Here is a 21,919-nt window from a genome sequence, read left to right on the forward strand (position 1 = left end):
AGCTCAAGAAGCTCAAGAAGCTCTTTCATCATTTGTTATTTTACTCAATACTATCAATTGAAATAGCAGAGTCATACCGTAAGATACAACGCCAGCAAAACCGACTCCTATCACACCAAACTTGGTAACCAGAATGTAGCAAGTAGGCACGTGTAGCAAAGCTGAGGAAATAGTAATACCTGAGAGCGACTTAACTTTCTTATAATAATAAAAATAGTTACCAGTAAAGACACAACCAGCACGGAGCAACACGGCGGTAGCGAGTGAATAAAAAACGGTTATCTCATAGTCGTAAGCATCTGGAATGATCACGGCCAATACATAAGGAGAAAAAAGAACCATGGTTAGAAAGACACCACCAACAAGAAGCATTAAGCTACATATCAACTTTTTCGTTTCACGCTTCTTGTTATCCTTCAGCCCTTGAAACATTCTTGGCATAACCGCCTGGTTCAAAGCATTTGATACCACAAGCAACACCATCGCTAACTGCATAGAAACAGCGTATTCTCCCACAGCGGTAGTAGAGATTACCGACACTAAGATAAGATTATCCGCACCAGCTCTCAACCACCAACTTAAACCATGAGGAAGGGATCCAACCCCAAACTTCAATGCGTCAACAGAGCAATCCTGTTGCCAATCGCTAGCTAAAAGGTGTCGGAATCGATATATTAAAACCAAAGAAACAAAAAGGACAGAGAGCAAAATAGCAATTATTCTAGCATCAGCAGAGAAACCTTGCTCCAAAAGAATGACTGTTATTGAAAATCCAATGATATTTACAACAATATTCAACACACCCACACGGAAAGGCTTTTCTTCACATTGAAATAAAGAAAGAAAAGTCGTTATTATTGAATTACCCAAAGCGATAAGTGCAATAATAAACAACCAAAACTTGTCAATACCAAAAATCACGTCTGGTAAAAAAAATGACCAGCCAAAAAATAGCAATATCAACAAAATGAGAGACAGACTAACGCTATGAGCAAGCACACTTGAAAGCACTAAAGCTAGTGGATAGCTTTTCTTAAAGAATTCAACTCGAAGATAGGCGTTTCCTCCAAGAAGAACACATATCGTCGTGAACTCTATGATATTTAAAATTACAGATAAAGAACCATACTCTGCCTGCGTGAGATAACGCAGTAGAATGGGTAGCATTATGAATGGGATTAACTTATTAAGTAGTTCAGAGGCTAAGTATATTGCAGAGTTTAATGCAAACTTCTTATTCTGACTAGACAACTTAGTTTCGCTCATGCTGACCTAGCGCCGAGACCAAGTTAGAGTCCGAATTGTATACCGATAGCTTTGCTGGATAATGAGACTTCATTACTTCGAAATATTCCAATATCGTTAAATTATGATAGTACTCCGTTAGAGATTTATCCATTGATTGGTGATTGTTTAAGTTACTTTCACCAATAGCCTTAAAAAAGTCATTCCTCTGGAGTGCTAATTGATCATACTTTTTATCATTCGGGAAGTGCTGAGAAGCGCTGTCAACTTCATAAAAATACTTACCGCCATTTAAATCAACACCAACTAAAATAATCTCTTCATAACCCAGCATTACACAGTAATCAACTAACGCTCCTACATGACTCGCATGGTGAATTAATGAGTCACAAGAGATTGGTTTTCGATGCTTTAATAAAGCGCCCAATTCTCTCTGACTATTCGCTGGGTAATGGTATGGGACATAGCTAGTAAAGTGATTGGCTGGCTTAGGGTAAGAATATATCCCTGTTTTTCTAGCATGCTTATACTGAAGTACGATATGACAATTTGAAAAACGTGTATCATTTAAACACTGAGAGTAAAAAAGATCGACCAAACCCTTGTGATCATTCAACTCAACGAACATCATATCGGGAACAAACTTATGAACATAAAAATAATTCAGTGCCGCTGTGTCGAATTGACGAATATAGTCCCAGTCCTCATCACATAAATGAGAAATACTCTCACCACCACCAAAAATAAATATTTTATCAGATTTTCTAGTAAAATCCTTATCATTCAAATGAGAAAGTTCTTTACTTTTCATTTCTTTGCGAAGAAGTTTCACATACAAGAGATCAACGAGAAAGTAGTTCAGATACTTAACATCCATTAAATATCTAACTATTGAGTAAGGAAAAACGATTACTCTTAGTAATTTTAAAATCAGGTTCATCATTTAGAAAAAACTCTCATAAAAATAGACCAGCACTGTCGTAAATTAGCTTTCAAAGCACTAAATTGGCTAACTTCAACATTATCCAACCCACTATCCGATAGTTTAGAGCTAATATCTTTTGCCAAAGAAAAATAAACAGGCCTAGTGTAATGTCTAATATTATCAGTTAAATCTTGACTTGAAGAAATAAACTCTCTCACATCACATACTCGAACATTGCTTGAAACTTCTGCAACCTCCATAAGGGTGTGATTCATTCTTTTATGACGAGCGACCATTTCAATATCAGCAGAGTTAGCTGCATCGACCTCAGATCCAGACAATAATATAATTTCCCTATTAGAAAATAACTTGGCTAGCCACAACAAATTTTCTTTGAAGTCAGCATCAGATATAGCACCTATATAATCAAACTGTGACGAGAACGTGCTCCTAATACTTCTTGTGAAATTTTTTAGGTGTGTAGGCAATTCGTGATCTTCAATACCCTGATTAGTCCAATCTTTATTGAATAGCTCAAATGGTATTTTTATACGTTTATCTTTACGATTTTGATACACTCCTCGACTATAATCATTTAGCGGACTATAGACTAGATATTTCCAATCTTCAGTAAAGATCTTAATTGATGCCACATCATCAAAATCAATAAATGGGATCCCTTCCATTGCATCACGTACTGACTGTTCATCTGTATTTCCATTTTTAATTTCATGAGCCAGTCTAAGTAACCAAGTATGCTCTTTATGAACCGAGTAAGACTCGCTATTTATATAGTTAAAGTCAGTTTCAACATTAAAGTCTTTCTTAAAGTAATGCCCTACAGCCTCTAAATCACACCCACCAACCATTAACAATTTATCCAGTGAAGTTGCTACTGCTTCAATTGAAGAACCACAACTTAACTCTTGAATAAAATTAATATTATCATTAAATTCTAAAACGCCAGACACGGGGGTAACCACATCGATAATTGGGCAATCTAGCTTATTATAAACGTAGTTCTCAACTTGCATATTCAGCACTCTGCATGAAAATACAAAGTGTTTTAGAGTTTTCTTGTGCAGTACATAGAACCCAACTAAGCCGTAATCACCATACTTATCCTGTACAAATAACGCAGCAGACTGCCCACCAGCTTTGGCAGCTCTAATGTCAGCTATTAACTGTTCTTTACTTACTCTAAGCTTAGTAAAGTTCAACTGGTTTGTTCTGCCTTCTAACTCCCACAACCTATCTATATGCGCAAGAGGATCATAGTCAAAACGAATCGTTATTTCTGAGGATTTTAGAAACTCTTCATTATTGAGATTAGCAGCCGCCTTATACTGCTCCTTTTTTTCCAACACTTTATACTGCTCTAGTCGACTCAATGCAGAATCATCTTTACCTTTAAAACTTTCAAGAGTTAACAATGATGGTATTACATCTGGCAATGCCGTATTGATGCCTTCATTAAAGAATTCAACCTCATTAATATTTCCTGTATTATCATCAATAAACAAGACATTTTGAGGTCTAAGCTGACACTTATGGATAATATCAGAAACAGCTTTTCCTTTAGGTGTCCAGTCTACATAAGGAAATATAAAGTAATCCCAAACACCAATTTCCTGTAACTTTGCTTTTACTGTGTCATAGTCATTTTTCGAGCAAATACTATTTACGATACCTCTGTATGCTAGTTTTTTTATCAACTCTACATTCTCTGGAATAACCTCAATACCTTCTTCCGATAACGTTCCTTTCCAAAACGTTTCATCCAAATCCCAGATAACTAGCTTTATATTACTTTTCATACAAACCTTTCAAAGAAAAAAACATCAACAGTCTCTATTAAACAGCACTCCAAATTCGCTGTGCAAACTCAAAATCTTCCGGCCAGTCAATATCGGTTGCCTTTATTTTCTCCTGTTCATACATAAATGGGTTTAACCCAATTCTATCGCCAACCATTTTGTAATTGCTAATGCTTGAAATAAATGCACCACTATCAACTTCAAAAATAGGAGATAAAGTCTGCGTCATCGGCCACTTGCGCTCTTTGCGGTCATAATTGATTGGGTTTTTTTCATCCCAAAGAAACCCTTGAATCTTCTGCACCGTCATTAGAGAATCAAAGCCCTCCTGTAGCGCATTTCCATATGCATCAATAAATGATTCATAATCAAGTTCATTGATAAATGGTGATGTAACATGCGTCCAAAGCACATCCCCCTCGGAGATAAGTTCAGGTACGTACTCAATAAGACTGTCCGTGGTCGTTGTATTGGATCCTAAGTGATCTGGTCGTTCAGAAACGACGACTCTACTATCGGTTCTTAAGCTTGCGTACTCTAATACCCTTTCATCATTTGACGATACAAGAATGGTATCGAGCTTCTTTGTCCTACAAAGTTGATCTAACTTTATCCCAAGCAGCCCCCCTGGATACCCAGCGAAAGGCTTAACGTTTTTATCTGGGATTCTTTGACTTCCCTTTCGACACGGTAAAAATGCAGTAATCATCCAAGCTCATCCCACTTATCAATTGTTCGGTATCCATTGTATTGCGCTTCTTTACTAAGCGATTCTTTTACATTGGAAAAAGGCAGGTACCCAATAAAGTCGATGTTATTTTTCTTAGACGCCTCTAAATCAGACAAGGCATCCCCAAACATCACCGCTTCACCTGATGACATAGCTACGATACTCTGCACAAGCTCGGTTTTCTTGGTTGGTGAACCATAGATACCTTTAAATAAATGGCTAATGCCTCGACGTTCGAATACATCCCTAAGTTCTTCTTGAGCAGAACCACTCGCGATATATTTATCTCCGGGCAATTGCTTAATAAACGCTAATACCCCAGGCGTCAATTCAGCTTTAAGGTAGAGCTGCTGACATTGCTCCCCAAAGCTACTCAACACCTCGCTGGCCACCCTTTCTTTTTCAGAGAGTTCGATCGATAAAATGCTCTCAACAAAGTGATTAACATGATGGTATCGAGACAGGCCAAAGTTATTGGAAAAATACTCAATACACGAGTGAACCTCTTCCTTCTTGAATCCATGCTCGCTGAGCGCATTTTCCATTGCATCGATCTTTAAACGGTTTGAATCAAAGATGACTCCATCACAGTCAAAAATAAACACATCAAACTTAGATAGCGGGCGCATAAATCGACCCTTTTTTCACAGGATAGGAGCTTGGGGTGAGCGATACGATAGGCATGCTATTAGAGTGCTCTGTGTACTTACTCAATGTTACGATCATCTCTTCTTGTCGGATATCGTTTCTTGGGTAGCCATCAAAGCCAACCACGCTGATACTTCTCACTTTTGACTCAAGCAACACTGCGAGCAAATACGCAGTTGTCGTATCGAATGGAACGACAGCACCGCTCCCATGAGTTTCAAGCGTATCCGAAACAACATCAATACCATAATCAATGAGCTGTAGATGACTAATTTCCGCCAACTCTTTTTCACTAAAGCGCCCCTTAGGAAGAATCATAGGTTTATCGAGCGTTTGATAAAGTTTAAAGTCGGAAAGCAGTTTAGAGTTGTAAGAGACAACATAATAGTCAATGAGGTGTTTAGAAATATGCTCTGTCACGTTCACAGATACAACGACAGGCTTATTCTTAACGATATAATCCTCAATGTCATCAGCGTACTTTTTCGTGCTTGGTGCATTCGTTAGTATAAGAATGTCTTGGCAGTCAAACATACCTTTTAGATCATCACTACCAGTAGGATTGTCACCGCCAGAAAAGGTGAGCGCCATATCTAAGACTGCACCGTTGTATGAAGTTGTTCCTTCAAGCTTAGTTAGATAATCAATGGCACCAATAATTTCCTCTGTTCCGTAGTGCACATTGGAAAGCAGATTTTGAATATACGTAGGATGTACGTCGTTCTGAGCACCAAGGAAATAGAGAATATTACTTCCCCAGCCATACTCCTTTTGCATCGATTCAAAGTGTCGAATCACCAACTCGTAGATCGGTTTCGGGTTGTATGGGCTCCCCTCTTTCACCAAGCAGGCAAGAAGGTTTTCAGATTGAGTATTTCCTGCGCCTCTCCCCATTCCAGTAATCGTAGAATCGAGCCAAGTGACACCAAGGCGCCTTGCTGTCAGGCTATTACTCAAACCTTTACCCATATTGTCATGAGTATGAATACCAATAGAGCCATCCCAAACCGATTGAATGCTCGCCACAATGCGCTCTACTTCATGGTCATCCATATTACCAAGGGAATCTGCAAAGTAGAGTACATCCAAACAGTTCCAGGCCTTCGCTTGTCGGACTTTATCGATAATCAAGTCAGAAGGTTTACCACCTGCTTGCATCAGATTATAGCCGACGTCGTACCCTAATGCTTTCAACTCTTTGACGATAGGACCCGACTCCTCAACTTCATGGAAATGAGCAGCCACTCTCACCAAACTAATCTTAGAGTCAGACTTGGGTACAAACAGCTTTCTCACCGCTTCTTGCACTTCATACCCAGATTCCAAAATTGTTTTCGCGTCAACCATAACACCATAATTAGGACCTTCAGGAAGGTTTAAGCGCGCAACAAACGATTCTGTTGTATAAGCGAACGCACCTAAAAACCCGTCTTTTGGAAAGTTTCGTAGTCCTAGCTCAACAAACTCAATACCAGACTCTGCAATTGCGTCAAGATAGGCATTTACCACTTCAGGTTCAAAATCCCAATTGTTGTAATAACCACCATCACGTAAAGTACAATCTAAAACCTTAACATTCATAGGACTACTCTCAATAATACAAAAAACGCCGAATTCCCTTGTGAAAACCATTCTGGAACATTCAGCAAGGCATGGGTGCCAGTAAACCCACCATCTATCCATACGGCATAGTAAACAATTTACTGCTCTAAGGTCATATCCCAGAGACACTAATTCTAATTCTGCTCTCTTTATCCCAATTCTGTACGAGATAAATATAGTTCAAGATTGTACCTGAACTGGACTTTAATCGCGACCACTTGCACCCGTCGACTTCTGTCAGAAACTGTCATTCACGCAATAACACCCAGCTCATCAATTTCTTGATTTACCTTAGATTTGAAGTTGGATTTTGTTGTTCTATCTCCATGGATCAAATGCAACTGCTTTAAGTGTTCAGAACAACCACTGACAAACGCCAATAGATCGTTCTTATCCGCATGCGCTGAATACCCCGACATCGTATGTACTTTAGCGTTCACTTCAACGCATTGATCATCAATGGTGACGGAAGAACGTCCTGCCTGAATATCCCGCCCCAACGTACCACCAGCTTGATAGCCACAAAACACCACATCTGTCCTGTCATCCGGCAACAGTGCTTTAAGGTAGTTCACAATACGTCCACCCTGACACATCCCAGAAGCAGCAATCACAATAGCTGGCTCACCCGTGGCCGCCAGCCGGTTCACCAGCCTTACATGCTCTCGGTGAGACTCCACCACAATGCATTGATCAAAGCTGAGCGGCCGCTGCCCACGCAATACCTTAGCCTTTGCTTCCCGACTCCAAAGCTTGCGATAGCGTCGATAGGCATTGGTCACCTTAACCGCAAGCGGTGAATCAACAATAATAGGTAAGCGCTCACTAAGCTGGTATTGCGACAGCAGCGTTTCTATATCAAAAAGTAGCTCTTGGGTTCGCCCAACACTAAATGCAGGAATGAGAATGACGCCACCATCACTGAGGCTACGCTGAATAATCTCTAACAGTCGCTTAGAGCGAGTTTCAACGTCGTCATGATTGTTATCACCATAGGTGGATTCCACAAACAAATAATCGGCGCGCTTGGGTGGTTTAGGATCGGGCAACAAAGGCGTGTGACTTGGGCCAAGATCACCAGAAAACACCACAATCTCTTTATTGGGCAACTTCACTTCCACATAAGCACTTCCCAATATGTGCCCGGCGGGCTGAAAACGAATGTGGGTAAAGTAGTGCTGCTTAGCGTTTTTCACAGGCACCCACTCGTTGTAGCCTACAGGTTTAAGCTTGCGGCTAATGAGCTGAACAATATGTGCGCGCTGGGATTTAGTTAGTCCTAATTGGAGTGCTAGTCCGTCTTCCAACATCAATGGTACTAAATGTGCCGTCGCGTGAGTGCAATAGATAGGCTCTCGAAAGCCTGCGGCAAATAGCCAAGGCAGACGCCCTATATGGTCAATATGAGCGTGAGTAAGTACTAACGCTCGCACAGCCGCCAAACTAAAATCAATATCCAACGATTTGGATTTCGCATCCCCACCTTGAAACAACCCACAATCGATAAGGATTGAGTTACCTTCAATATTCAGCTCATGACACGATCCTGTGACAGTATGTTTTCCCCCATGGTGAAGGACATACACCCCTCTCGTAAGCTCCATTCGTATGACCTCCTACCATTCAATAAATTGAGTACGATGTGTAAATGTCTTGATAGCGATGCCTAATTCGATTTAGGTAGCAGCGCGTTTCTCTCTGATGTTGGCAGCTTTCTTTTTGATCACGCTTCATGTTCTTGTTCCATCGACTCAACAACACTCAACGTTTGGCTGCGTTCACCTTCAACAAAACCACACTTCATCGCACTCACCATCTTTCCAATGATGGGGCTGGTTCCTCCCTCACGGTCAGTCAAGAAGTAACTGTGCCCAACCGGATGATCAAAGCACTGATTAAAACGGTCACAGTTGAACTCATACACATTTTTTGGCAACGCACTAAGGCGCTCTGGCCCTGTCATCCCAAGTCGACGAGATGCTGTGATATGTTTGAAATTTGCCACTTTCGATGCCGACATAGCTAAATCATCACCGGCATAAAACACCAACACATTTTTTGCAGAATCAACAATATAACGCCCGTCCTCACCTTCTTCTAAGCAATGGTTTTCGACATCTGCCGCCACCATAAACACATTTCTAAAAAGAAGTGGCATACCACCTAAGCGTTCATCCTGCACCCATGATGACATCGCACTTTTCAACACCCTATTGCCCATGGAGTGCGCAACAACATTCATTCGCTTCAAACACGGAGACGATTGCTGGGTAGCGCTACGACGCCAGCAATCAAACTTATAAAACAGCCGAGCAAACGCCAATCCAGAATGCTCTGCCGCTTTTTGGTCATCCCAATAATCGTCTGCGATAGCGACAACATGGTCATCATCACAAGGCCAAATGATCGGCACGACTAACGCCAACCCTGGTTGCTGCTTATCTAAGAGAGCTTGTAGTTTTGCGCTCCGTTCAAACACATCCGGCTCCATGTTGTTATTAAAACCATGCAGATAAAACAGCAGCTGCGTTTCCGCAGGTAGCGCCTTCAATTTTGTGAACATGGTTGAAGATAATATCTCGACATACTCCCCCTCTCCACGGCGCTCACAGAAATAGAGCCATTTCGAGACATCGGTATTTTGAGTATTGAATGATATTTTGCGATTCTGTTTTGAACGCGCAGATTGGATGGGAATTCGGTTAGTAATAAACAGCACGCAACCTCCTATTGCTCATTGAGTCATTGAGCATAAAAAACAACGTTGGATTTGGCGCATAACTAATTGTCATTTGCGACCAAGGAGGCATCTCAAGGAGATAAAATGCAAAGAGTTTAATAAACTCAACGAGCGCGTCTCAGGACATAAGACTCATATAATCTAACTATTGCTTGTCTAGCCCCTACAGATGATATGCATCAAACACCACATAAACTCATTAAAAACATGAGCTTAGTTCCAAAACGAGCACCATTAAGTTAAGAACTAACGGTGTATGTCCGTAAAATAAGTGTGTTGTAGAAATAATCGGCTTAGGAACTCATTAATATGCCACTTGCACTGACATGGCGTTACGCCAACTTCCGCCATCAAAATAAACTGATTGGTCGAATTATTGAGATCACAACTATCTTTATCGCATTTGGTACCCTAATGTTTAGTATAGTGACTGATGACTCGTTGTTAGCCCTGTATTCCATTGCATCTGCTATTTTGAGTGTTGGCTTATTTGCCTTCTTCAAAAAAGCTGACAAGCTGAGAAGTGGAATGCCCGACTAATCAATATCACTTTTATATTACTTTCACCTCAACTATGTGCAATTAAGTGCATATTAAATATTCAGTACCAGCAACAGTGTAATTGATATTGATCACAAATTAGTGTTTTAGTTTATGTACTTCTCACCGCTAATAATGTGACATCCTACGAACTTTTATTAGCTTATTCATTCAATTAACCTCGATCTTATAAATCACTTCTTACATTTTCTTGCAAATGGCATGGTTGCTAAATCCAGTTTCTGTTCATAGAGTTGTTCTGAGAGCAGGCACGTATCCCAAAAAAATAATGAACAATACTGCCAGCTCATAAACAACAACGAATACAACACGGACGTTGGTTATGGCTTTCCATCTATTCCTACTCGCAATTTGCACTTATACAGTGGTCGGCGGGATGCGCTCTCTTGCGCCATCTCTTGGTTTAATCGACACGCCCTGCGCCAGAAAACGGCACAAAAATCCTACTCCTGTCGTCGGAGGCATAGCGATTGCAGTGTGCTTGACAATATTTCTACTCACACTTGATGAGCCACCTTATTTGCTCATCGTATCCATCATGACGCTGGCCACACTCGGCGCCATTGATGACAAGTTCCCGCTCCCTTCAGGGTTTCGCTTAATAGTTCAAGCATTACTCGGAGTGGCACTGGTGCTCTTTAGCGAACTGCAGCTTGCCACTTTCGGTGACATATTGGGCTTTGGCGCGGTCGAACTAGGGTGGTTAGCGTATCCCATTACCATTATTGCCGTTGTGGCTGCCATTAACGCTTTCAATATGATAGACGGAATAGACGGCTTACTTGGCTGCGTCTCTGGGATTAGCTTTGCGGGCTTAGCTCTGCTATTTCACATCCATAACGATACTGTCAATCTAACCATTAGCCTGGCGATGTTAGCGGTTATTCTGCCTTTTCTTACCTTTAATTTAGGTTTACTCGGTCAAGACAAAAAAGTGTTTATGGGTGATTCAGGAAGCATGTTGATTGGGTTTATGATGGTTTGGCTTTTACTTGCAGCCACACAACCCACTGGCATGGATAACGTCTCGACTACGAGTCGCACCGCCGCACATCCAGTGACAGCTCTTTGGCTCATTGCCGTACCATTGCTCGACATGGCATCGCTTATTTACCAAAGGAAGCGTCAAGGCAGGTCCCCCATGATGCCCGACAGGCAGCATCTACATCACTTAGTTCAGCGAGCAGGCTTACAATCTGGTCACTCACTCGGAGTAATCTGCACGTTGTCTGCTGGTTTTATGCTGTTTGGAATAGTGGGTGAAGTCGCTGAAGTTTCAGAGTCCACTCTATTTACTGTGTTTGTTGTGACCGCGTTGTTATTTTATCAATGCAAGATAAAAACTATGCGATTTGTTGCATTTTTAAGATTGAGAAACCAGCATCGTTCCCCCTCCCTCAGGCACTGAAAGTATGATAATGGTTGATGGATATTCAAAAAAATTCTAAAAAGCCAAGGAAAAGTGGAAGCAACCTCAAACAAACGCTCACTTTTCAGGTACAATGACGACATAATATGCAACCCATATAAAAACCAGGTGCATATCGGCTTAATTTCAAACAACTAAACAGTACTTATTATGCTAACAACGCTAGGCTTCGCGCTCGTGTTGTCAACAGTGATGCTATTTGCGCTTCGACTAGTGGCGAAGCGCATAGGGCTTGTTGACAAACCAAACCAAAGAAAACTTCATAAAGGCAGCATACCTCTTGTTGGAGGCATCGCGATCTGCTTAACCGTCGTGATCACCACAACCTTATTAGAGGTAAACCTTCCTCATCAGGCTCTCTTTCTTATCTCTATTGCGACGCTCACCCTACTGGGTGCTGCCGATGACAAGTATGACATCAGTGTGAAAGCACGCATGATTGCACAAGCCATGCTGTCTATTGCGATGATGTATTTTGCTGATCTACAACTGCATACACTCGGCAATATGTTTGGCTTAGGTCACACAGAGCTTGGTGGATTTGCTGTACTAGTGACGGTATTTGGCGTCATTGGCGCTATTAATGCCTTTAACATGGTGGATGGTATAGATGGGCTATTGGGCGGTTTAAGCATAGTCACATTCAGTGCGCTTGCTTTCTTACTACACCAAGGTGACTTTGAAGCACTGACAACGCTTTGTTTAATCTTCATCGTCGCGGCGATCCCATACATTGGCATGAACCTTGGCATGTTTGGCAGAAAGCGCAAAGTCTTTATGGGCGATGCAGGCAGTATGATGATCGGTTTTACCGTGATCTGGCTACTCCTCAGCGCGAGTCAAGGCGAAACCAAAGCCATAATGCGTCCTGTGACAGCATTATGGTTAATTGCCTTACCGCTTATGGATATGGTCACCATTATGGTAAGACGCATTCGTCGCGGTGATTCACCGTTCAAGCCGGACAGAGAGCACTTACACCACATTTGCCAGCGTGTTGGCCTATCTCCTATCCAAACCTTGTTCGCCATTTGCCTATTAGCGTCGGTGTTAACCGGATTCGGACTTTATGGTGAATATATGCAGATCTCAGAGTCTGTGATGTTCTACCTGTTTATCGCCTGCTTTGGCGCTTACTTCCTATGTGTTACGTACATCTGGCGAATCACGAGCTTCCTGCGTAAGAAAGGAAACAGCTCTCTGGAGTCTCCAGCTCTACCTGAATAACAGGTTATCTACAATTATCCATAACCTTGCTTAGCGAATAGATAGACGAACCAAGGTTATGGATAGCCGATGCGCACACCACAAATAATCAACCAGTCAAATGAATACCCAAAAACTCATAATTAGCTTAGTTTTCAAAAAATCAAACTGTGAGTTCCGGTTCCTTCTCGATCAAAAAAGTCGCAACACAATTGTTTTTTTAAGCTCATTCATCAATAATAAATTTAGCCTCATAACCAACAAGAGCGTAAACGCCGTGATTATGAGAGACAAACAAGGTTTTACATCCCTATAACGGCGAAATGGCTTAAAACTCGCCTGGGATAAATAAGACAAATATTAATCCTATTGATTCACAGCATACGCTGTTTAATAAATTTAGCGACGATTTTTTCACACAGAATCGTAATGCTTTCTATATATACCAGGCTAGACTTATGATATTAAAACACTATTGCCCACACTGTAACAAAGAAAGAGTCATTAAAAGAGTGACTAGGACAACGATGGAGAGAAAACTATTCCATCGTAAAGAGATAAAATGCCAGTGCGATGTATGTCAAAAGGTATTTTTTATCTCGCTGCTAAACTAATAACACATAGGTGTCCGGTACATTAATATATTAATGTATATTAAAACGCTTTCCCGCCACCCAAGACCAGGCTACCGTTTTATCATCGACGCCATCGATAATATGGAACGAAGATGCATACTGATGCGACAATCAGCCATTGATATGGAAAATGAAACAGCAACCAAAGAACATCTAAACCAAAGCGAAGCATATTTTTCAGCAATGGCGTCTCCTCACTCCGCTCCACCCATACTGGTGAAGACGCATAGTACCAGTCGACTAGGTCTTCTCCGAGCGGTACTTGCAACAGCACTTTATCCCTCACCTCCCTAAAAAACATCAACTTAGCTTCATCATCTGGATATAACGAAGTAGCAATAAAACAGCGACTGTCACTGCTTGCACTAGGCTGCACCTGAGATTCCAAGTCGAACTGCAACGTAACATCGAATGTCGCGGAAGAAAATGGCGCCTTAGGCTGCAATGTTACCGTCTTAGTACTAGTTACCATACCGACGTCATCACTCAACTCTGCCGTTTTTAATGAAGCAGAGCCAAACTGCCAGCTAGGATCATCCAGCACCAGTTGCAACGTAGCCGTATCCTCTAGCCATTCCCCCGTAATATGTAACGAATGATCATCGAGCAGCTGAAGAGAGTGTACTTGTGCTTCTATGTCAAACAACGTCAGCAGCGACTCGTTATAGGTAATATGCCATTGCGGCACCTCAGAGATGGTCAAAGCCCAGCTGATAATATCGCCAGAGTTTATTTCTTTAATCTGAATCGTGCCATTCGCCGAATGCGTTGTATCAATATGCAAAACATGTTCATGTAGCGCGCGAACAAGATTGGCGTCATCTTCCAGGACCATAAACTCAGCATTATTATGCTCACTAAATATTGGCAGTTGGGCCATTGAGCCTACGGGAATATTAGCAAACGTATTGGTGTTCCAAGCAGCTTCACTATTGATAGAAACTTGGCTCATTGAAGACTTCATCTCCACCTGTCGAGCTCCGACCACAGTTTGGTAGCGACTGCGAATCTTATACAAGTCACTGGCGATTCCCCGCTCATCGCGATACTGATTGCTTGGGGCATCAATGGTTGCTAACTCATAAAACCGACCATTTCTCTTTTTATAAATTATGTACTCGTCAACATAATCATTACCACTCCACGTGATCATATTGCCGTTGTCACTCGGCAGAGAAGCTACCCAACGAGGGGCTGGCACATCCGGTGAATACCCATACTGCGTTGCTTTCCCATTGTGAGTGTGTAATTCAAACCATCCAGCGGTCAAATCCCAGTTTGGCACTTGTATGGTTGATGGGTTTTTCTGATTAAATTCCAATTGGACTGGCTGACTATCCACCTTCGCCGATTGAAACCACACTTCAGAAACGGTATCTAAAGCGTAACCCTTAAGCACAATCACATCACTTTGCCGCTCAAGGCTCAAAACATGTGGCAAGATTACCATCTCTTCCGTAATTTGACTCACATCGAGCCGCTTTCCATCTCGGACATAACCGAGTAGCCCCGACTCAGTTGCTGCCACTTGTAACAAGCTCGCCACTGTCGCTTCATTGTGCTGGCTCAACTCTAAAGCCGCAGGAGCGATTTGCTTTTTCACCGCAAGCGCAGCACTCACCCAAGGTGCAGCCATCGAAGTACCACTCTCAACTCGGGTTTGATTATTCGGCGCCAAACTTTCTATCATCGTTCCCGGAGCAGCGATATCGACACTCGACCAGCCAAAATTACTCGTTACCCCTTTGGCTTGTTTATTGGCATCATAGTTCCCGATAGAAATCAGCAAAGGAATATCGCTAGAAAATGACGCAGGGTAGCTTGGGTTAACAGATACGTCGTAGTTCGAATTTCCGGCAGCAGCAACCTGAATGATCCCGCGTTCATTTGCATCAAGTAGTGCATCATACAAGGGCTGTGAATAACTTAAGATACTCCATGAGTGGTTAATAATATCGGCGGAATGAGCAATCGCCCAATCTATCCCTTTTATCGCATCTGCCACAGTTCCACCACCAGTGCCAGTTAAAAAGCGAATTGGCATAACTGTCGCACTAGAACACGCCCCCTGTACTACAGCGTGATGGTTAGCAGCAAGAATACCGGTCACATGTGTGCCATGACCAAATTCGTCGCTCGCATTGTCACTGTCAGTGATGGCATTGTAGGGGTCAACAAACTGAACCTGAGAAAAGTTAGAATGCAATGTATCCACGCCAGAATCGAGTACTGCAATTCGAGAGCGGTCACACTGTCTCTCGCTCTCGCTCAGTTGTTCAAAGCCTGCTATACGAAAACCATTTTGAACGGATGGTAACAACGAACTAAACGGACTGACTGAGTTTGTGTTGGCTGAATGCGTGTATTCGTGTCGAAGTGAGTTCTCTGTTGGGGAATGAGTTTCAAGGGCATAATTAGGAAGAAGATAATTCACTTCCTCAGCCGAAAACAGTGCAGAAAGGTCAACGTGTGCATCGTCCGCTAACCATAAGCGCTCCCCACTTTTAAAGCGATAAATCTCCTCGATGTGGTCATTTGAATTTGCTTGAAGCAAACTCTCGCCCTCAAATGAGCTCTCTGTATGAATGAGCCACTCGGTGGCATTTGCAACTGAAAAGTAGCTGAAGACCGCCAAACTCATGATGACGTGGCGAGACAATCTCTGCATTACGACTCCTTTTGATGCAGAACAAGGGGGCGCAAGCCCCCTTAATTTTTTATTAGCCATACAAACGGCTAGTCGATGATAACATCACCACCACTAGAGTAAGTAATGCTTAACTCACTTGCTTTAAGCGTAAATGGCTGAGCACACATTTTGATGGAATTCGCCTCTTCAAAGATACGTACCGTTTCCTTAGCTTCCACATCTGTACAGCCAAATGTGTACGCTTTTTGATAGTCATCCATCCACTCGACGTCCAGGTCACATCTCGTGTTCCAAGCGTTCTCAAGATAAACACCAGTCTCAAACAACTCAACACTACCGTCACCATTTAAGTCAGCAATTTCAAGGTATTGCTGATGAATCCCCTCTAGCGTTTCTAGATTCTGGGTTATCGTAGCAAGTTGACCTTCATAGACAGCAATATTGTCATATACCCACTGAATATCGTCTTGGTTGCCACCAAGATCCAAGTGCTCTTGGATATAAGCTTCCTGTTCAGCAATATATTGATTTATCCTTTCAAGATCATTTTCGAGATTAGATAACTCATTCGGATAAGCATACACATAGCTCCCTGCGTGCCCTCCCGCCAGTCGGTTCGTCGTACCCGCCACCCATTGCGAGTTGGCTTCATCCCATAAGTATTGGTTACTGTAGCTCGTGTAAGAGTTTTCAGTCGTGTTACAGTTGGAGGCCGCTTCCACTGTCAACCCTTCTTGCGCAGCAATTTCTTTCAATGCAGCATCAAGAAATGCAGCAGGCAGAGCCGTCGATTCGCTCGATGTTCTCGACTCCATCGCCTCAATCAGATAACCCGTAATGGTGCTGCCATCGACAATGGTATTTTCACGCCCTTTAAGAACATCAAAGTACAGCTGAGCCCAGTTATTGCTCTCGATGCTGGTATTAATTTCAGCAATGGTGAGATCCGTAATAACCTGCTCTTGCTTCTCATGATCCCAATATTCATAAGTAAACGTATGATACGCATCCCGATCAACCTCTACTCCATCATTAGGCTCAGAAGAGCTTGGCACCCCAAACATCAGATACGCATTATCATGAGCATTAATGCCGTCCAAACTGTTTGTTGATTGATACACTCCGCGAGAACCAAACTCAGGGTAACTCATGGTACCGCTCTCGACATTGTATTCTTGCCAAAGCGCCGCTAAATTTGCCCACTTACCATAGTCACTCCAGGAGTAGCCATCTTCTGTCTCAACGTGCTCAGATTGATGCATTCGCTCAGGGTGAAGATCAATCTCTCCACCATTACCATCCGACACTCGAAGGACTGGTACATAAAGACTTGCCATGCCGTCATCACGGAAAGCAGTTTGAACATTAGAGGAAAAGTGCTCGGTAAGGAAGCCATATTGTTTCTCGTCATCAGACAAACCCTCAGGGTAGCTCAATAGGCTTGGTAAGTGCATCCCCAGCACATCACCGGTAATACCCAGTGCTTGCGCTGGAGTTTGAGCACCCTCTGCTTTTGGATCCCAATCTAAATCAGAAGATTGGTTCAGCAACTGCAACGCCAGCGGCGTTTCTGCAGTCCATGTGGCAGCAACACCACGTAGCGCAATTTGATGCGTCCCCTCACCAATATCGATATAGCTTACACTGGTTTCTCTGGTGTTATCATTCGCATCAAAAAACTCCGCTTCCACGCGATATTTACCAGGAATCAGCTCCACAGAGGCGGTCGCCGCCTCTGGGCTTAAAACGGCTTGTTTCGCCAAACGTTGTCGCAACCCATCATTGCTCAGCTGCCAACATTCCAGTTTTTGATCGCCAACGGAGACCGGTTCACCATTATTGAAGTCATTGTCGCAATTGCGTTTCGCATCAACAAAATCTTCCGCTTCATCTAACGACCCAACAAAATCGTTTCTAAAGAAGCTGACCTCGATCTCTGTCGCACTGCCGACCCATGCAGCTCCAACCTCTGGTTGAGGAAACTTCACGCCAATGTTAATAGACGCTGTTTTAGCTGGTGCAACCTCTACAGCACCGTTATCTGTCGATGCTGTTTCACTATTACATCCCGCTAGCGCAAATGATGCGGCAATCATCACTGCGAGTGGTTTCATCATAAATTGATAGTTCATAACATATCCTTTGCAAAATTATTCAATAACGATTCCCACGTTTCCATTAAACTCCAAAACAGAGAACGTGACAGTTTGAGTTGTTGTTTGGTCACGGCTATCACTAACCGCTACCGTCGCTTGATAAGAGCCGACGCCTAAGCTGCCAGCAGCAATTTGGGCAACCCCTTCATCGATTTGAGCATTCACTTGCGGCGTAAATGTCCATTGATAAGTGACATTTTGGTCAACCTCATCAGAACCAACGGCCACCAGCTCAATACTTTCGCTATTGAAGCCTGCTTCATCAGCATTTTGACTCTGTGGCGTCACACCAAATGATTGGATGACAGGTGCTTTATCCTCCGTAATCGTCACAGATACTTCAAAGCTCGACTCAAGGTTAAACTTATCCGTCACGGTAACAGACACAACAAAGACTCCCGCCGTTAACGTGTTTGCCGCAATTGTGGCACCTTGCTTGTCATCACTCACCGCCAAGTAATTTGTGGCATCTTCCCCGTCACGTTTAACGGCCCACTCAATCACCAAGCCATCGGCACCATCATCATCAGATATAACGGTATCGAAGGTAATTGGTTTATCGTAAGTCGCGCCAGCTGCAATCATGACGTTCAGCGTATCACTGTTTAACCTTACGCTAGGAGGGGCATTGTCCTGCACCACAAACGTCGTACTTTTTACCGTCGTCTGAGGAGAGTCAGCCGTGTCGGTAACCGCAAGTTCCACATCATATTCACCAACCGCTAGATCACCTTTTGCCAGTACAATACCAGCGGCATTCGCATCAGCTAAAAGGTCTGAAAAATCCTGCCCATCTTGATTGGTCAATGTCCAAACAAAGGTCAGTTCACTGTGAGGGGTAAAATCATCTGAGAACTCAGCAAACAAGGTAATTGGAGATAGGTTGTCATTACCATTACTCCCAACAGCACTTGGCGTCGCCGATAACATTGAAATTGTCGGTGCGACATCTTCAACCACATTGACATTAATAGAAGCAATCGTCGTCAACGAGTCTGAGTGATCATCAGTGACAGAAAGTGAAATCGCTTGCGCACCTAACTTAGAAGAATCCACCGAGCACGATAGACCAACAGAGGCCAAACACCCATCCCAAGCAGAAATCAGCGTGTCACCATTTCTATCGCGAACCAAAGCAGAAATATCCGCTTGAGCGCCTTCTTTCACTTGAATAGTCGCGCCAGGTGAATAGCTAACGCCTTCAAAATCAAAGCTAATGATTTCCGGTGCAAAGTTATCCGTATCCCTTACCGTAATAGGAAATGATTTTTCAACACTTGCAGAAGCATCAGAAGCAGAAATCGTCACCAACTTAGACCCAATCGAATCAAAGCTAACGGTCACCTTATTACCACTTTCTTCTATCTGACAGTCTTGTGCATCGTCACAACTCACACCGACAGTAACGTCATCTCCATCAGGGTCAGAAACAAACCAAGAAAAGGAAACACTTTCATCCAGTTTGATCTCATCACTGCCACGTCGCAGTGCAGCAAGCACCGGTGGTTGATTTGCAAGAGAGAAGTCGACCACTGCAGGCTCACCAACAGAGGCAGATGCAGCTTTAGATTGACCAAAAGCACTCACCGTTAAGTCATCGTCACACAGCACTTTTTGACTGTACATGCCTTGCTCATCAGATCTCACATATTCAATGCCACGGGAGTGAGCAATCTCAACAAATACACGCTCAACGGGTGTTGTACCGTCTGACTTATAGGTATGACCGGTAACATCACAGGAGTACGGGTTAAACAATACTTTCGTTGGCAGCTCATTACACGAGCCAGCCTCTAGATTCGCAGGGACGTCAATAGACTCGCGATTGCCTGTTTTTGAGTTGACTAAGCTTATGCCCCAATTCTCAGAGTTAGTGACACTTCCTTCGGAGCCAAGTACATTAGCAACATATTGGAATTGACCATCCTCAGCATAAACCCAATCGCTGCCGCCATCTGGCAAGTTAAAGAGCACATAGCCGCTAAAGTTCTCATCACTTCCATAGTTGACTGTACCATCGAAACACATCTCGATGTTTTCGCCAGTTTTGATAGGCCAATCTAAGTTGATCCACTGAATCCACTCATTGGCTTCGGTAATCTCCACTTTAACGTACAATTGGATGTCATTTTCACTATCGAGAGTAATGTTGCCATTGGCATCCAAGTTAACATCATCCGCCGTCGCTGCGACTAGTCCAGCGTAGTCAGTGGTCAATAAACCATTACCTACGTACTGCCAGCCCCGCGAACTGTAATAAACGTAAATAGGGATTTGAATGCCATCGGTATCGAGGTCAAAGTCTTTTTGAATAGTCGGATACGAGCCGCGAGGCACCATCATAACCATCGAAGGTGCAGAGTCAGAACTCGCCAATATATCTGTTAATGGAAGGGGCTCTTGATTTTCATTCGTGAGCTTAATTTGACTAAAGGTGCTCGACACTAAGCGATAGGCTTCTTCATTATCATCACGATTAAATGAAACGCCTTGCCCCTGGTTCTCGGTCTCTCCTTGGCCAACAAAATCACCAGGGAAACTCTGCAAGTCGCTCATATTACTTGAGTCAAAGTAGGCAACTTCACTGTTAATTGCCTCAACACTCTCTGGGATATTTGCGACAGGTAAGTCAATGGACAGCTTCACTTCTTCGTCGGAGGCTGCCGTCACATCTCCGACCTGAATTCTAGGCTCCCCCTGAGTATTAGTGACAAGCGAAAATCGCAGGCTCTGAGTCCCATTTGCCGATACCACCAAATTCTCAAGTTCAGAACGTTTGACCGTCGTCACAGCAACGGGAGCTAAAATTGCGTCAATGGTAAAGCGGGCAGATGTTGAACCTACATCCACGACTTTTTCATTCGAGGTAAAACCAAGCTTATTGAATACCACAACCAACTTAGTCGCTTGGTGCTGTTCCGCTAAAATGGCAGGTATATCTACGCGATAGTAGCCCTGACTATCAGACTGTGCGGACAACTGAATCAGTTCATCTCCAGCGCCTGTAAGGAACGTTAGTATAACCTCACCATCAGAGATTGGTTGATTAGCTGTGGACGTAACCCTACCCGAGACAAGCTCAGTACTTATACTTCTCAATTGAATGGGCTCTGGTGGTGGGGTAGTTTCCGGAGAGCCAGAAGAGCCTCCACCACACCCAGCAAGAGCAGCGGCTACTAAGCTGAATAATATCCGTTTTCGATACCTTTGCATGCTGTGCTTCCTAGTTGCATTGATGAATGTCAGTTAATTTGCGTATATTTTACACTCTACTGACACAAACTAAATAAGCACCATTGATATGGAGAACCCAAATCATACCTTTGCAATATATGTATCAAAATGGAGGCTAGTTAATTACATGACTATCAATAAAAACCAAGAACAAATAAAAAATTAAAATACATTAACCCTCAATCAACAATCCTAAAAATGCAATCACATACGCATGTTTAGACCCGTTCTAGAAGGACATTGTCATGAGACCATGAGAGCCATAAGCTCTAAAGTGACGATACCCTCCTCGTCACTATAACCAAGCAAAGTGAGCAACTTGCACTCCATCCGTGAGAGTT

General features: G+C 42.9%; 14 protein-coding genes. 3 read left to right on the top strand and 11 right to left on the bottom strand.

The window, feature by feature from the left end; genetic code table 11:
- Positions 1–12: 12 nt before the first annotated feature.
- The 8 genes from ACJB0T_RS18970 to ACJB0T_RS19005 form a co-directional block, all read right to left on the bottom strand.
- On the bottom strand, positions 13–1,266 hold the full coding sequence (locus ACJB0T_RS18970; RefSeq protein ID WP_479291775.1) for a lipopolysaccharide biosynthesis protein: 1,254 nt from the start codon (positions 1,264–1,266) through the stop codon (positions 13–15).
- Positions 1,253–2,188: a hypothetical protein gene (locus ACJB0T_RS18975; protein WP_479291777.1), complete on the bottom strand. Its 936-nt coding sequence runs from the start codon at positions 2,186–2,188 to the stop codon at positions 1,253–1,255. Before ACJB0T_RS18975 ends, ACJB0T_RS18970 begins: the two co-directional genes overlap by 14 nt.
- A complete protein-coding gene (locus ACJB0T_RS18980) occupies positions 2,185–3,987 on the bottom strand; it encodes an HAD-IIIC family phosphatase (RefSeq protein ID WP_479291778.1) in 1,803 nt (600 codons plus the stop codon). Before ACJB0T_RS18980 ends, ACJB0T_RS18975 begins: the two co-directional genes overlap by 4 nt.
- Before the next feature lie 37 nt (positions 3,988–4,024).
- Positions 4,025–4,696 carry an acylneuraminate cytidylyltransferase family protein gene (locus ACJB0T_RS18985; RefSeq protein WP_479291779.1) on the bottom strand — a complete coding sequence of 224 codons (672 nt, stop codon included), beginning with the start codon at positions 4,694–4,696 and terminating at the stop codon, positions 4,025–4,027.
- Positions 4,693–5,346, bottom strand: coding sequence for an HAD family hydrolase (locus ACJB0T_RS18990; RefSeq protein WP_479291781.1), 654 nt, complete (start codon positions 5,344–5,346; stop codon positions 4,693–4,695). Before ACJB0T_RS18990 ends, ACJB0T_RS18985 begins: the two co-directional genes overlap by 4 nt.
- Positions 5,330–6,946, bottom strand: coding sequence for an aldolase catalytic domain-containing protein (locus ACJB0T_RS18995; protein WP_479291783.1), 1,617 nt, complete (start codon positions 6,944–6,946; stop codon positions 5,330–5,332). The genes ACJB0T_RS18990 and ACJB0T_RS18995 overlap by 17 nt, the downstream gene beginning before the upstream one ends.
- Before the next feature lie 272 nt (positions 6,947–7,218).
- Positions 7,219–8,571, bottom strand: a complete 1,353-nt coding sequence (locus ACJB0T_RS19000; RefSeq protein WP_479291785.1) for an MBL fold metallo-hydrolase — start codon at positions 8,569–8,571, stop codon at positions 7,219–7,221.
- 119 nt (positions 8,572–8,690) lie between these two features.
- Positions 8,691–9,686, bottom strand: coding sequence for an alpha/beta hydrolase (locus tag ACJB0T_RS19005; protein WP_479291786.1), 996 nt, complete (start codon positions 9,684–9,686; stop codon positions 8,691–8,693).
- A 330-nt stretch (positions 9,687–10,016) separates the two neighbouring features.
- Here ACJB0T_RS19005 and ACJB0T_RS19010 point away from each other — a divergent pair, with 330 nt between their 5' ends.
- The 3 genes from ACJB0T_RS19010 to wecA (ACJB0T_RS19020) all read left to right on the top strand — a co-directional run bounded on the left by ACJB0T_RS19010 (position 10,017) and on the right by wecA (ACJB0T_RS19020) (position 12,924).
- Positions 10,017–10,247: a hypothetical protein gene (locus tag ACJB0T_RS19010; protein ID WP_479291787.1), complete on the top strand. Its 231-nt coding sequence runs from the start codon at positions 10,017–10,019 to the stop codon at positions 10,245–10,247.
- Positions 10,248–10,590: 343 nt separating this feature from the next.
- Positions 10,591–11,676 carry a UDP-N-acetylglucosamine--undecaprenyl-phosphate N-acetylglucosaminephosphotransferase gene (gene wecA / locus ACJB0T_RS19015; RefSeq protein ID WP_479291789.1) on the top strand — a complete coding sequence of 362 codons (1,086 nt, stop codon included), beginning with the start codon at positions 10,591–10,593 and terminating at the stop codon, positions 11,674–11,676.
- A gap of 171 nt (positions 11,677–11,847) precedes the next feature.
- Positions 11,848–12,924 carry a UDP-N-acetylglucosamine--undecaprenyl-phosphate N-acetylglucosaminephosphotransferase gene (gene wecA / locus ACJB0T_RS19020; RefSeq protein WP_479291791.1) on the top strand — a complete coding sequence of 359 codons (1,077 nt, stop codon included), beginning with the start codon at positions 11,848–11,850 and terminating at the stop codon, positions 12,922–12,924.
- 675 nt (positions 12,925–13,599) lie between these two features.
- On the opposite strand, the gene ACJB0T_RS19025 is transcribed toward wecA (ACJB0T_RS19020), so the two are convergent.
- From ACJB0T_RS19025 to ACJB0T_RS19035, 3 genes are all read right to left on the bottom strand, one after another.
- Positions 13,600–16,206, bottom strand: coding sequence for a S8 family serine peptidase (locus ACJB0T_RS19025; protein WP_479291793.1), 2,607 nt, complete (start codon positions 16,204–16,206; stop codon positions 13,600–13,602).
- 68 nt (positions 16,207–16,274) lie between these two features.
- Positions 16,275–18,320: a hypothetical protein gene (locus ACJB0T_RS19030; RefSeq protein WP_479291795.1), complete on the bottom strand. Its 2,046-nt coding sequence runs from the start codon at positions 18,318–18,320 to the stop codon at positions 16,275–16,277.
- Positions 18,321–18,338: 18 nt separating this feature from the next.
- Positions 18,339–21,557: a hypothetical protein gene (locus ACJB0T_RS19035; RefSeq protein WP_479291797.1), complete on the bottom strand. Its 3,219-nt coding sequence runs from the start codon at positions 21,555–21,557 to the stop codon at positions 18,339–18,341.
- Positions 21,558–21,919 lie beyond the last annotated feature (362 nt).

Source organism: Vibrio sp. CB1-5 (assembly GCF_059412285.1).

What these genes read in the sequence shown, in the direction of transcription:
- ACJB0T_RS18970 (WP_479291775.1), bottom strand. Translation starts at nt 1,266, where the DNA reads ATGAGCGAAACTAAGTTGTCTAGTCAGAATAAGAAGTTTGCATTAAAC.
- ACJB0T_RS18975 (WP_479291777.1), bottom strand. Translation starts at nt 2,188, where the DNA reads ATGATGAACCTGATTTTAAAATTACTAAGAGTAATCGTTTTTCCTTAC.
- ACJB0T_RS18980 (WP_479291778.1), bottom strand. Translation starts at nt 3,987, where the DNA reads ATGAAAAGTAATATAAAGCTAGTTATCTGGGATTTGGATGAAACGTTT.
- ACJB0T_RS18985 (WP_479291779.1), bottom strand. Translation starts at nt 4,696, where the DNA reads ATGATTACTGCATTTTTACCGTGTCGAAAGGGAAGTCAAAGAATCCCA.
- ACJB0T_RS18990 (WP_479291781.1), bottom strand. Translation starts at nt 5,346, where the DNA reads ATGCGCCCGCTATCTAAGTTTGATGTGTTTATTTTTGACTGTGATGGA.
- ACJB0T_RS18995 (WP_479291783.1), bottom strand. Translation starts at nt 6,946, where the DNA reads ATGAATGTTAAGGTTTTAGATTGTACTTTACGTGATGGTGGTTATTAC.
- ACJB0T_RS19000 (WP_479291785.1), bottom strand. Translation starts at nt 8,571, where the DNA reads ATGGAGCTTACGAGAGGGGTGTATGTCCTTCACCATGGGGGAAAACAT.
- ACJB0T_RS19010 (WP_479291787.1), top strand. Translation starts at nt 10,017, where the DNA reads ATGCCACTTGCACTGACATGGCGTTACGCCAACTTCCGCCATCAAAAT.
- wecA (WP_479291789.1), top strand. Translation starts at nt 10,591, where the DNA reads ATGGCTTTCCATCTATTCCTACTCGCAATTTGCACTTATACAGTGGTC.
- wecA (WP_479291791.1), top strand. Translation starts at nt 11,848, where the DNA reads ATGCTAACAACGCTAGGCTTCGCGCTCGTGTTGTCAACAGTGATGCTA.
- ACJB0T_RS19025 (WP_479291793.1), bottom strand. Translation starts at nt 16,206, where the DNA reads ATGCAGAGATTGTCTCGCCACGTCATCATGAGTTTGGCGGTCTTCAGC.
- ACJB0T_RS19030 (WP_479291795.1), bottom strand. Translation starts at nt 18,320, where the DNA reads ATGAACTATCAATTTATGATGAAACCACTCGCAGTGATGATTGCCGCA.
- ACJB0T_RS19035 (WP_479291797.1), bottom strand. Translation starts at nt 21,557, where the DNA reads ATGCAAAGGTATCGAAAACGGATATTATTCAGCTTAGTAGCCGCTGCT.